Below are 13,053 nucleotides of genomic sequence, written 5' to 3'. Positions count from 1 at the left end.
TAAGTATAGAGGTGTTTATCATATGTCTTTACATAATGTAGAGGAAGTTGATGTCTTAATCATCGGCACAGGATTAGCAGCCGTTTCAGCTGCCCTGCATCTCCCGTCTCACTTGAAGGTCATCCTTGTCTCAAAAGGGACGAAGACGGAAACGAATTCGATGCGGGCACAAGGCGGGATTGCGTCGGCATATCTGGAGGAGAACCATTTCAGTCATCAAGTTGACACGGAGCAGGCCGCGAAGGGACGGACAGATGAAACGATGATTTCATTTATCACCGCGACCGGCAGGCAGGTCATTCAAGAACTTGAAACATTTGGTGTCGTGTTTGACCGTGAAGTGACGGGCGAATATGCCTTAGGTCAAGAAGGGGCGCACTCAAGACCCCGTATTTTTCACATTGGAGGAGACCGGACAGGTGAACGAATGATGACACAACTGCTTCAGCAATTGGATCATCCTGTCATCGAGGATACCGTCATTACGGAATTGTTGATGAACAGACAACAGGTCGTCGGCGCACGCGGGTATCGCGGTCAAACGCCGGTCGTCTTTTCTGCTCGGGCTGTCATCCTGGCGACAGGCGGAATCGGCGGCTTGTTCACGGCTTCGACGAACGAACCGGACCTGACGGGTGACGGTCTGGCACTCGCAGCGCAGGTCGGAGCACGTCTATCCGATTTAGGGTACATCCAGCATCATCCGACCGTGCTTCTTCACGACGGTGTCAGTCAAGGCTTGATTACGGAGGCATTACGCGGAGCGGGTGCGTATTTGATGACAACAGACGGTCGCCGTGTGATGGCGGATCATCCGCAAGGAGACTTGGCCGCCCGGGATGAAGTCGCAAGGCGCATCACGACAGTACGCGAACAAGAACCGGTTTATCTCAATACGACGTCTGTCGAACAATTGCACCGACGCTTTCCGACGTTTGTTAAGAAATGTGAAACGTTGAACATATCACCTGGTATCGTTGAAGTGACGACCGGTGTTCACTTTTTAATGGGCGGGATTAAAACAGACCGTCTCGGGCGGACGACCGTTCCGGGACTGTATGCAGTTGGTGAGACGGCATCAACAGGATTGCATGGAAAAAATCGATTGGCCTCAAACTCGCTGCTCGAATGTTTCGTAATGGGCAAGGAATTGGCATTACGGCTTCAGTTGCCGACACGCCAGCCGTTACCGGACATAGAGATCGTACAGGAGAGAGAGCCGGAACCACTCGATTCCTCCTGGGCAGAAGCGTTAAGCGTTCAGCTCGATGAACGCCTGCTTAAACAAACGCTGGAAACCTTCCAACATCAACCGGATGAACAAGGATCCGGACGGGACGCTGAACTGAGGCGTCTGCATCGGATGACGGCAAAGCTGTTACTTGAAGGAGCAATTCAACGATTAAAAGGAGAACAACCACATGAACAGATGGTACCTACGACGACAACTTGAAGATTTTTTAGTGGAGGATATCGGTCATCAGGACGTGACGAGTGAAGTATGTCTGATTGGCGATGAACAAGGAACCGGTCAATTCATGGCGAAAGAGTCCGGTATTTTTTGCGGTGAAGCTGTATTGGGCGAATTAGCCCGACTGCTCGAAGTCGAACACGAAACGATCGTCCGGGACGGACAACCGATTTCCCGAGGACAAGTGGTCGCGAAATGGTCCGGTCGCCTGCAGGCGATTCTGACGGGAGAGCGGGTCGCTTTAAATCTCATACAACGAACGTCGGGAATCGCGACCTTGACGCACCAGGCAGTAAATCTTGTCGGTGGGAAAGTCCGGATTGCCGATACACGGAAAACAACACCGGGTCTCCGGATGCTTGAAAAACATGCAGTTCGGATCGGGGGCGGATTTAATCACCGCGGTCGACTCGATGATGCCGTCATGATCAAAGATAATCACATCACCGTCGCCGGTTCAATTACAGCTGCCGTCAGTCGGGCGAAGGCACAAGTCGGTCACACGACACCGATTGAGGTGGAGGTCGAGACAAGTGAAGAGGTCAAGGAAGCAGTCGCAGCCGGTGTCGATATCATCATGCTCGACAACCGGACACCGGAAGAGATCAAGTTGTTCCGGTCATGGATTCCGCGAACGATTACGGTCGAAGTATCAGGCGGAATCACACTGGATACGTTACCGGCATATGGTGAGTGCGGAGCGGATTATATCTCACTTGGTGCATTGACCCATTCGGCACCGGCGTTAGACATCAGTATGAAAATTGCGGGAGGAAAAAAAGATGAGTCTTAATTTATTTACAGAGCAAGGGATTCCGAGAACATACTTAAAAAAAACAGATGCAGAATTAGTGGCAATCATCGAAGGGGTCAAACTGCGGATGGGATCAAGACTATTTTTACCCGCGCATCATTATCAAAAAGATGAGGTCGTTCAGTTTGCGGATGCAACAGGAGATTCACTCCAACTCGCGCAAGTGGCGAAACAGATGACGGATGCCGACTATACAGTTTTTTGCGGTGTTCATTTCATGGCAGAGACGGCGGATATGCTGACGGATCAACAGCATACGGTCGTCTTGCCGGATATGCGGGCCGGCTGTTCAATGGCTGATATGGCGAACGGCTTTCAGACGGAACGGGCATATGGCGTGTTGACGAACCGGTTGGGGCGATCGATTCTCCCGTTGACGTATGTCAATTCAACAGCTGAAATCAAAGCGTTTGTCGGTCGTCACGGCGGAGCAACCGTTACTTCCTCGAATGCAGTTCGAATGGTCGAGTGGGCACTTGCTGAACGCGACATCCTCTTCTTCCTGCCCGATCAACATCTCGGACGGAATACGGCGCATGCCTTGGGAATTCCGCTCGAACAGATGGCTGTCTGGGATCCGATTGCCGATCAGTTGGTGTTTGACGGAGCGGATGAGGACATCCGGGTCGTACTGTGGAAGGGACATTGTTCTGTTCATGAGAAGTTCACGGTCGAACAGATTGAGCAGTTCCGTAAAGCAGATCCCGAACGGAAAATTCTTGTTCACCCGGAATGTTCCTTTGAAGTCGTCGCAGCGTCAGATTTGAATGGTTCGACAGCGTATATCATTGATCAAATCAGACAGGCGGAACCGGGAACGAAGTGGGCCATCGGGACAGAAATGAACTTAGTCCAACGGCTGGCAAAAGATTATCCGGAACTCGACATCGTGTCCTTAAATCCATTCATGTGTCCGTGTCTGACGATGAACCGGATTGATTTACCGCACCTCGCCTGGTCACTCGAACAAATTGAATCCGGTCAGCCGGTCAATGTCATCACCGTCGATCCGGAAACGACACGCTATGCAGTCCTCGCACTCGAACGGATGCTGGAACGCTCGTAACAGTACGAAAAGTAAAGCGGACTCGAACAATTCACGCACTACGAAACAGGGCAACGGAATGCGACATCCGTTGCTCTGTTTCATTTTTTTGAGAGAAGTAGAATACGCAAATTTCCATCGTGACAGTCTCAGTTATGGAGAATTACGTTTTGAAGAGCCTCCTCGTTATATGCTACAATAACACGAGAGTTTGTTAATGGATGGGAGCGTTCAAAAGTGATAGAATTCGTACGCGGCGAAGTCGCTTATGTCTGTGCGGAATTCGTGACGATCGAGGTCGGGGGGATTGGCTACAAAATCGTAGCACCGAACCCGTTTTTTTATCGGACCGGAGACGAACAGGTTATCGTATATACGTATCATTATGTCAGAGAAGACCAGGAAGTCTTGTTCGGATTCCGTTCAAGACGTGAACGGGCGCTGTTTACGAAATTGCTTGGCGTAACAGGGATTGGTCCTAAAGGATCACTTGCCATCGTGGCGTCAGGAGATGTCGATGCGCTTGTTGAAGCAATCGAGCAGGAGAAGGAAAGTTATTTGATTAAGTTCCCGGGTGTCGGTAAAAAGACAGCGAAGCAGATGACGCTTGATTTAAAAGGGAAACTGGCTGAGCTCGCACCGGACTATATTCCAAGTGAAGGATTATTTGCCCAGGGAAATGCGGAATTGAATGAAGCATGTGAAGCCTTGACGGCACTCGGATACAGTGAACGGGAAGTCGAGAAAGTCAAAAAAGCACTTCAAGGTGAAGTGTTGTCGACGGACCAATATGTGAAGCGGGCGTTGCAGTTGTTATTGAATGTGAGGTGAGAACGTGGAAGAACGGATTTTGTCAGAATCCGCACATGCGGAAGATCAGGAAGAGTGGAGTTTGCGTCCTCAGACACTGGATCAGTACATTGGTCAGGAAAAGGCGAAAGGCAATCTGAGTGTCTTTATCCAAGCGGCAAAAATCCGTCAGGAAACACTGGATCACGTGCTTTTATACGGTCCTCCCGGTCTTGGGAAGACGACACTTGCGACAATCATTGCCAACGAGATGGGCGTCGGCATCAAGACGACAGCCGGCCCGGCGATTGAACGGCCGGGGGATCTCGCGGCAATTTTGTCTTCGCTCGAACCGGGAGACGTCTTGTTTATTGACGAAATTCACCGGTTGAGCCGGTCGATTGAGGAGATTCTTTATCCGGCTATGGAAGACTATTGTCTTGATATCGTCATCGGTCAAGGGGAGTTGGCACGCAGCGTACGGATTGATTTGCCACCGTTTACGCTAGTCGGAGCAACGACACGGGCAGGCATGTTGTCGGCTCCACTTCGTGACCGCTTTGGTGTGACGCTGAAACTGGAGTACTATACGATGCCGGAACTGTCGGCGATTGTCACACGGACATCCCGTCTGTTTGGGTTTGAAGCAGACCGGATGGCAGCAGAAGCCATTGCGCTTCGTTCCCGCGGGACACCACGGGTTGCCAACCGGTTGTTACGACGTGTCCGTGATTTTGCGCAAGTCGCGCATCAGACCGCAATCGACGCGACACTTGCGACGAGTGCACTCGATCGTTTGCATGTCGATGCGCTTGGACTGGATGATGTTGATCACCGTCTGTTACGTTCGCTTGCCGAACGGTTTGCCGGAGGACCGGTTGGTCTTGAGACGATTGCAGCGACGATCGGCGAAGATGCGCAGACAATTGAAGACGTCTACGAACCTTATTTACTACAACAAGGATTTTTACAACGGACACCACGCGGTCGTGTCTTGACGCCGTTTGCGCGGCAACATTTAGGATTGAAAGAAGGAAACTAAAGATGGATGTAAATTTATTTGATTTTCATTTACCGGAAGAACAGATTGCCCAAGTGCCATTGCTCGATCGGACAAGTTCAAAGTTGATGGTCGTCAATCGGGAAACAGGCGCCCTTCGTCATGAAAAATTTCATGATATCGTCTCGTATTTTAACGCAGGAGATACGCTCGTCATCAATGATACGAAGGTCTTACCGGCCCGACTGTTTGGTGTCAAAGAAGAGACCGGCGGCAAAATTGAACTGTTATTGCTCAAGCAGACGAGCGAAGATGTCTGGGAGACGCTCGCAAAACCCGCGAAACGCGTTAAACCGGGAACTGTCCTGTCATTTGGTGACGGATTGCTCCGGGCGGAATGTGTCGAAGCACTCGACGATGGCGGGCGAATCCTGAAGTTCTCGTACACCGGCATTTTTTATGAAGTACTCGATCAGCTCGGGACGATGCCTTTGCCACCTTATATCCATGAGCAACTCGAAGATCAGGACCGTTACCAGACGGTCTACGCCCGGGAACGGGGGAGTGCGGCAGCCCCGACGGCAGGTCTGCATTTTACACCGGAACTGTTGCAGGCACTGACTGATAAAGGCGTTCAGCTTGCACCGTTAACATTACACGTCGGACTCGGGACATTCCGTCCGGTCTCCGTCGATGACGTGGACAGTCACAAAATGCACAGTGAATACTACGAATTACCGGAGTCCTCTGCGAAGATTTTACGGGAGACCCGTAAAAACGGCGGACGGATCATTGCCGTCGGAACAACTTCGACCCGGACACTTGAAACCGTCATCCGGGATCACGGGGATTTCGTCGAAGCATCCGGTTGGACGGATATCTTTATCTATCCGGGGCAGGAAATCAAAGGAATCGACGGCTTGATCACGAACTTCCACTTACCGAAGTCGACTTTGATCATGCTCGTATCCGCTCTATCGACCCGTGAACACATATTACATGCCTATGAAGAAGCTGTTGCGCAAAATTACCGATTCTTTAGTTTCGGAGACGCAATGTTCTTAACGAGAGAGGAATTAAACCGATGACAAAACATGCAGTAACGTACGAACATATCAAGACTTGTAAACAATCTGGTGCGCGGTTAGGAATCGTCCATACGCCGCACGGCAGCTTCGAGACACCTGTTTTCATGCCGGTCGGTACACAAGCGACAGTCAAGACGATGGCGCCGGAACAGATTAAAGACATGAATGCGAACATCATTTTGTCCAATACCTATCACCTGTGGGTCCGTCCGGGCCATGATGTCATTAAAGAAGCCGGCGGCCTGCATAAATTCATGAATTGGGACGGCGCCATCTTAACCGATTCCGGTGGATTCCAAGTCTTTTCTCTCGCTGATTTACGTAACATCACAGAGGAAGGTGTCCATTTCCGGAACCACTTGAATGGAGATAAACTGTTCCTGTCACCGGAAAAAGCAATGGAAATCCAAAATGCCCTCGGTTCTGACATCATGATGGCGTTTGACGAGTGCCCACCGTTCCCGGCTTCTCATGAATACATGAAAGCTTCTGTCGAGCGGACAAGCCGCTGGGCGGAACGTTGCCTTGAAGCACACGAACGGCCGCAGGATCAAGCATTGTTCGGTATCATTCAAGGCGGCGAGTATGAAGACTTACGCCGTCAAAGTGCCCGTGATCTTGCATCACTTGATTTCCCGGGTTATGCGGTCGGTGGTCTGTCGGTCGGAGAGCCAAAAGACGTCATGTATCGTGCTCTTGATTTCACGACACCACTCATGCCGGAAGACAAGCCGCGTTATTTGATGGGCGTCGGTTCGCCGGATGCCTTGATTGAAGGAGCCATCCGCGGGATTGATATGTTTGACTGTGTCTTGCCGACCCGGATTGCCCGTAATGGTACGTTGATGACATCAAGCGGACGTCTCGTCGTCCGGAATGCCAAATATGCGCGTGATTTCCGTCCGCTCGACGAAAAGTGTGATTGCTACGCCTGTAAGAATTACTCGCGTGCTTATATCCATCACTTAATCCGGGCACAGGAAACATTTGGTCTTCACCTCTGTTCGACACATAATCTTCACTTCCTCGTCAAGTTGATGGAAGGCGTCCGTCAAGCGATTCGCGAAGATCGTCTGCTTGATTTCAAAGACGAATTCTTCGAAGAATACGGTTATAATTTACCGAACGCGAAGAATTTCTGATAAATGGTCTGACAATTCTATTCTTTTTACGGTATAATGAACGTGATTTGAATGAAAAGGAGCTGACTCAGATGCAACAATTATTGACATTCCTCCCGATGATCTTGATCTTCGTGGTGTTTTATTTCTTGTTGATTCGTCCACAGAACAAACGCCAGAAGCAAGTGCGTGAGATGCAAACCCAATTATCACGCGGTGACTCGATCGTAACGATCGGTGGCCTTCATGGGGTCGTACAAAAAGTAGATGAGACGACCGTCACATTGAAATCGGGTAACGCTCAATTGACGTTCAACCGTAGTGCGGTCGCAGAAGTTACGAAAAAAACTACGACTGTCATGGACGACGAAATCGTCGAATAAGGCTCGAAAAAGACGCTTTCCGAATTCGGAAGCGTCTTTTCTGTTTTTATATGAGAAAAACGATTGCTAAGATTACCAATTCTTATGTAAGCTAGGATAGGATAAGAAAGTTGTCTGAAAATATACAGGGATTGAGAGAAAGGACAATGTAGCATGATTAAGAAGGGAAAACTGGCCACGTTCTTCATTATCGTCGCCGCGCTGCTCGTTTTGATTGGCACGACATCGAATTGGCTCTTAAAAGACACCAAACTCGGTCTGGACTTAAAAGGCGGATTTGAAGTCTTGTATGAAGTACAACCACTAAAAGAAGGCGATGTCATCGATTCCAATGCGATGAGCGCGACGCTGACGGCAATCGAAAACCGGGTTAACGTACTGGGTGTTTCGGAACCGGACATCCGGATTGAAGGAGACAACAGGATTCGTGTCCAGCTAGCCGGTGTCAAAAATCAAAGTGAAGCCCGTCAGATTTTATCCTCGACTGCCGAACTGTCATTCCGGGACATCAACGACAAAGTGTTACTTGATGGATCAGACTTAAAGGCAAAAGGAGCGAAAGTCGGATACGATCCGCAAACAAACGCACCGCTCGTCGAACTGACAATGAAGTCGAAAGAAAAATTTTATGAAGTGACACAACAAGTGTCTAAAATGCAACCTCCTGCAAATCGTCTTGTCATCTGGCTCGACTATGAAAAAGGGGATACGTACGAAAAAGAGATTCAAAAAGAAAATTCAAAAATCGTCTCCGATGCTTCGGTCCGACAGCCGATCAACTCGGATAAAGCCATCATCTCTGGTGGTGACATTACAGCAGAATACGGAAAACAACTATCGTCAATCCTGAATGCCGGAGCACTACCCGTCAAACTGGATGAAATCTATTCGACGTCTGTCTCGGCCGCGTTTGGTCAAGATGCCCTCGATCAGACATTGTTTGCGTCAATGATCGGTGTTGCAGCCGTCTTCCTCTTCATGTTGCTGTTCTACCGGGTATCTGGTTTAGTGTCGATCATTACATTGTTGTTCTATATCTATCTCGTCATGATTTTCTTTAACGGGATCAATGCAGTCTTGACATTGCCGGGTATCGCTGCGCTCGTACTGGGTGTCGGGATGGCAGTTGATGCGAACATCATCACGGCAGAACGGATCAAAGATGAACTCAGAAGCGGGAAATCCGTCTTGTCCGCCTTTAAAGCCGGTAACCGCCGCTCATTTGGTACGATTCTTGATGCCAACTTGACGACGTTGATTTCAGCAGGCGTGTTGTATTACTTCGGAACAAGTACCGTCAAAGGATTTGCCATCATGTTGATGGTCTCGATTGCCGTTACGTTCATCACGAATGTTTTCATCTCACGTTACTTGATGCAACTTCTCGTCAGCAGCCGCTGGTTTGATAAGAAAAAAACCTGGTTTGGCGTAAAGGAGGATGAAATTCGTGAACTTTAATCCAACGAAATTTGATTATGTGAAGCATCGGAAAGTTTACTTTGCAATCACGATTGCGCTTGTAGTCATTTCGATTCTACTGTTGGCCTTCCGCGGCTTGAACCTCGGAATCGACTTTACAGAAGGAACACGCGTTGAAATTTCTTCAACGAACACGATCAAAGAAGCAGAGGTTCGTTCCGTCATTGAAGAGGCCGGAATTGATGCCGCTGAAATCAATGGTGTGCAATTCGCGCAAGGCGGAAAGCTCGCGAACGTGACGTTCGTCGGAGAATTCGATCAGGAGCAAATCTCGAAAATGAAACAAACGATTGAAGCAAAATATAAAAAAGAACCAAGCATCTCGACAGTGTCGGCACAAGTCGGTCAGGAAATCGCCCGTAACGCGATTTATGCCGTCTTGCTGGCTTCACTCGGAATCGTTATTTACGTCTCGTTCCGTTTCCAACCGTTATACGGGATTGCGACTGTCCTTGCTTTGCTCCATGATGCGTTGATGATCATTGCCTTCTTCTCGTTGTTCCAGATTGAAGTTAATCTGTACTTCATCGCAGCGATTTTGACGATCATCGGTTATTCGGTCAATGATACGATTGTTACCTTTGACCGGGTCCGGGAAAACTTGGGTCTTGCTGAAAAAGGTGGCCGTCAAGTGACGTTCAGTGAATTGTCGCATATCGTCAATGAATCGATTCAACAGACAATCATTCGTTCAATCAACACGGTCGTCACAGTCATCATGACGGCAGCGGCACTCTACATCTTCGGTAGTGAAGCGATCCGTGGATTCAGTCTTGCCTTACTCGTTGGTCTGATCATGGGCATGTATTCTTCGATCTTCATCGCAGCCCAACTGTGGCTCGTCATGAAAGGTCGGACGCTGAAATCAACAAAACAAGCCTCATAACCTGACCCGTGTTAGCTATCGCTAACGCGGGTTTTGTTCTATAATGATGAAGTTGATTGGAGGGATTAGATGTATCATTCAAAGAAAACATGGATCGATAAGCAAGTCGATTCCGTTAAAATAGACGAACTGGCTGGCCAGGTGAACGTTTCCCATCAAGTCGCACACTTGCTCGTGCAACGTGGCTTTGAGACAGCGGATCAAGCTAAAGCGTTTTTGGAAACCGATCAAATGGCGTTTCATGATCCGTTCCTGTTCCAGGACATGAACAAAGTAGTCGCCCGGATCCAGCAAGCGGCTGATGAAGGTGAGATGATTTTGATTTACGGAGACTATGATGTCGACGGCGTCAGTTCCGCTGCGATTTTATGGCATGCGTTGATTGAAATCGGTGCGATGGCGGAATGCTACATTCCGAATCGGTTTACAGAAGGTTACGGACCAAACGAGGCAGCGTTCCGCTGGGCGGCAGAAGAAGGATTCGGTCTCGTGATCACGGTCGACTGCGGAATTTCCGGTATCGAGGAAGCCGCCGTCTTAAAAGAACTCGGCGTTGATTTAATCATTACCGATCACCATGAAGCAAAAGACGTCTTGCCGGACGCTTTCGCCATGATTCATCCGGGTGTTGATTCCAATTACCCGTATTCGAAGCTTGCCGGTGCCGGTGTTGCCTTTAAGGTCGCCCATGCGTTACTGGGACGTGTGCCGGAAGAATTGCTTGATTTGGCTGTACTCGGAACGATTGCCGACTTAGTGCCGCTCGTCGGTGAAAACCGGTTGCTTGCAGCGAAAGGGATTGAAGCGTTAAATGCCAGTGAACGACCGGGTATTTTAGCGTTACGGAAAGTCTGCAGTCTCGTCGAAGACGAGTTGACGGAAGAGTCGGTCGGGTTTGCCTTTGGTCCCCGGATCAATGCAGCCGGTCGACTCGACTCGGCGATGCCGGCGCTTGAGATGTTACTCGCGGAAACAATAGAAGAAGCCAGCCTGCTTGCAGAACAACTCGACCAACAAAATAAACAACGGCAGGATATCGTCAAAAAGATTGCCGAAGAAGCGACCGACCTCGTGGAACAGCATTATCTGGCAGACCGTGTCTTAGTCGTCGATTCGGATCAATGGAATCCGGGTGTCGTCGGAATCGTAGCGTCCCGGCTTGTTGAAAAGTATCATCGACCTGTGATTCTTTTGTGTCATGATGCAGAAAAAGGGACGGCAAAAGGTTCTGGCCGTTCGATTGCCGCATTTGATCTCTTTGCCGAGTTGAATCAGTCGGCTGATATCTTACCGCACTTCGGAGGACATCCGGCTGCTGCCGGAATGACATTGTCATCAGAAAACGTCAGTGTTTTACGGGAACGATTGAATGCCCAAGCGGCAAGTTTGCCGGAAGAAGCGTTCATCGCGACGACAGAAATTGATTTACGCCTGAATGTTTCGGATGTCTCCATCGGCTTGATTGAAGAGATGGGACGACTCGCACCGTTCGGTATGGGGAATCCGTCACCGCGTGTCGTCGTGGAAGGTGCCAGCATCCGAGACTTAAAACGGATTGGCCGTGATTTGACCCACCTGAAGGTTCTCGTGACCGACGGAAAGACCGAACTGGATGGAATCGGATTCGGTTTTGGTGACGCCGTCGAAGAAGTGTCATCACTCGCAGAAGTGTCGTTAATGGGGAGTCTGAATATCAATGAATGGAACGGTTTCCGTAAACCGCAACTGATGATTCAGGATTTAGCAGTCGTCGATTACCAACTATTTGATTACCGTGGTGGCAAGAAACCGTTGACGGATGTGTTTGAACTTCCGCATGATACGACGACGTTTGTCGCCTTCTCGGAAGAAACACAAACCAAGTATGCCGAGCGTACGCTAAATGGATCTGCTAAGGCAAACGTCGTCTTTTTGGATCTGCCGGAAGAAGAGTCGGCCTTCTTGCCTTATTTGAACGAAGCCGAACGGATTTACTGTGCGTTTAAAGACGAAGGATACTATTTCGAGACGATTCCATCCCGGGAAGAATTTAAGCATTACTTTAATTACTTTGCGAAATGCCCCCGTGATGAGCTCCGAATTGGACTTGTTCGTTTGTCGAAATCGCGAAAATGGTCGAAACGTTCGATTAACTTTATGCATTCAGTGTTTTCGGAACTTGATTTTCTTGTTACAATGGAGGACGGGCTGCCGGGTGTGAACCCGAACGCTGAAAAACGAGACTTGACGGAAGCTGCGACGTACAAGCGTCATGAGGAACGTCAACGTCTTGAGCAACAATACATTTATTCGTCACTCGCTCAGTTGAAAGAGCGTTTTGATACTTTGGTAGAAGCGGCGAAGCAGGAGGAAATGACATGGAGTTCAAACAGCATATAAAAGAGGTCGAAAACTGGCCGAAAGAAGGAATCAGTTTCAAAGATATCACATCCCTGATGCAAAACGGTCCTGCTTACAAGCAGTCGGTCGATGCCTTGATCGATTATGCCCGTAAACAAGGAGCGGACGTCATCGCTGGACCGGAAGCACGCGGATTTGTTGTCGGCTGCCCGGCAGCATACGCGATGGAAATCGGATTTGTACCTGTCCGTAAAGAAGGGAAATTACCACGTGAGACGGTCCGTGTCGAGTATGGTCTTGAGTACGGAAAAGATGTCTTGACGATGCATCACGATGCGATTCAACCAGGACAACGCGTCGTCATCCTGGATGACCTACTGGCAACAGGCGGAACAATCGAAGCGACAATCAAAATGATCGAGCAACTTGGTGGAACGGTTGCCGGAATCGGATTCTTGATCGAGCTCGACGGTTTAGGTGGACGTGAAAAATTAGAAGGATACGATATTCTTTCCTTAATTCGTTACGCAGATTAATGAATCGCAAGTACCTTCCCGACAGTGGTCGGGGGGGTATTTCTTTTTATTTTGACATATTATCAAAATTTCACGATAATAGAGGATATATATTAGGGATT

At 49.1% G+C, this 13,053-nt stretch carries 10 protein-coding genes and 1 pseudogene; all 11 read left to right on the top strand.

Annotated elements, in window-relative coordinates; genetic code table 11:
- The first annotated feature begins 22 nt into the window (after nucleotides 1-22).
- The 11 genes and pseudogenes from ACP26N_RS11360 (at nucleotide 23) to ACP26N_RS11310 (ending at nucleotide 12,952) form a co-directional block, all read left to right on the top strand.
- Nucleotides 23-1,453: an L-aspartate oxidase gene (locus ACP26N_RS11360; protein WP_131502721.1), complete on the top strand. Its 1,431-nt coding sequence runs from the start codon at nucleotides 23-25 to the stop codon at nucleotides 1,451-1,453.
- Nucleotides 1,422-2,264 carry a carboxylating nicotinate-nucleotide diphosphorylase gene (gene nadC, locus ACP26N_RS11355; protein WP_131502720.1) on the top strand — a complete coding sequence of 281 codons (843 nt, stop codon included), beginning with the start codon at nucleotides 1,422-1,424 and terminating at the stop codon, nucleotides 2,262-2,264. Before ACP26N_RS11360 ends, nadC begins: the two co-directional genes overlap by 32 nt.
- Nucleotides 2,254-3,351, top strand: a complete 1,098-nt coding sequence (gene nadA / locus ACP26N_RS11350) for a quinolinate synthase NadA (protein ID WP_131502719.1) — start codon at nucleotides 2,254-2,256, stop codon at nucleotides 3,349-3,351. The genes nadC and nadA overlap by 11 nt, the downstream gene beginning before the upstream one ends.
- Nucleotides 3,352-3,567: 216 nt before the next feature.
- Nucleotides 3,568-4,161 (top strand): Holliday junction branch migration protein RuvA, encoded by a 594-nt coding sequence (gene ruvA / locus ACP26N_RS11345; RefSeq protein ID WP_012370967.1) that lies wholly within the window; start codon nucleotides 3,568-3,570, stop codon nucleotides 4,159-4,161.
- Nucleotides 4,162-4,165: 4 nt separating this feature from the next.
- Nucleotides 4,166-5,161, top strand: coding sequence for a Holliday junction branch migration DNA helicase RuvB (gene ruvB / locus ACP26N_RS11340; RefSeq protein WP_026832440.1), 996 nt, complete (start codon nucleotides 4,166-4,168; stop codon nucleotides 5,159-5,161).
- A gap of 2 nt (nucleotides 5,162-5,163) precedes the next feature.
- Nucleotides 5,164-6,207, top strand: a complete 1,044-nt coding sequence (gene queA / locus ACP26N_RS11335) for a tRNA preQ1(34) S-adenosylmethionine ribosyltransferase-isomerase QueA (RefSeq protein ID WP_114595335.1) — start codon at nucleotides 5,164-5,166, stop codon at nucleotides 6,205-6,207.
- Nucleotides 6,204-7,349 carry a tRNA guanosine(34) transglycosylase Tgt gene (gene tgt, locus ACP26N_RS11330; protein WP_114595336.1) on the top strand — a complete coding sequence of 382 codons (1,146 nt, stop codon included), beginning with the start codon at nucleotides 6,204-6,206 and terminating at the stop codon, nucleotides 7,347-7,349. Before queA ends, tgt begins: the two co-directional genes overlap by 4 nt.
- Before the next feature lie 71 nt (nucleotides 7,350-7,420).
- Nucleotides 7,421-7,711: a preprotein translocase subunit YajC gene (gene yajC, locus ACP26N_RS11325; RefSeq protein ID WP_012370963.1), complete on the top strand. Its 291-nt coding sequence runs from the start codon at nucleotides 7,421-7,423 to the stop codon at nucleotides 7,709-7,711.
- 153 nt (nucleotides 7,712-7,864) lie between these two features.
- Nucleotides 7,865-10,076 (top strand): annotated as a pseudogene (gene secD / locus ACP26N_RS11320) (protein translocase subunit SecD).
- Between the two features lie 69 nt (nucleotides 10,077-10,145).
- Nucleotides 10,146-12,455: a single-stranded-DNA-specific exonuclease RecJ gene (recJ, locus tag ACP26N_RS11315; protein ID WP_131502715.1), complete on the top strand. Its 2,310-nt coding sequence runs from the start codon at nucleotides 10,146-10,148 to the stop codon at nucleotides 12,453-12,455.
- Nucleotides 12,434-12,952 (top strand): adenine phosphoribosyltransferase, encoded by a 519-nt coding sequence (locus tag ACP26N_RS11310; RefSeq protein ID WP_012370959.1) that lies wholly within the window; start codon nucleotides 12,434-12,436, stop codon nucleotides 12,950-12,952. Before recJ ends, ACP26N_RS11310 begins: the two co-directional genes overlap by 22 nt.
- Nucleotides 12,953-13,053: the final 101 nt, after the last annotated feature.

The organism is Exiguobacterium sp. R-39 (assembly GCF_049942815.1).
Lineage (GTDB): Bacteria > Bacillota > Bacilli > Exiguobacteriales > Exiguobacteriaceae > Exiguobacterium_A.
This window is presented reverse-complemented; position numbering and strand designations above follow the sequence as displayed.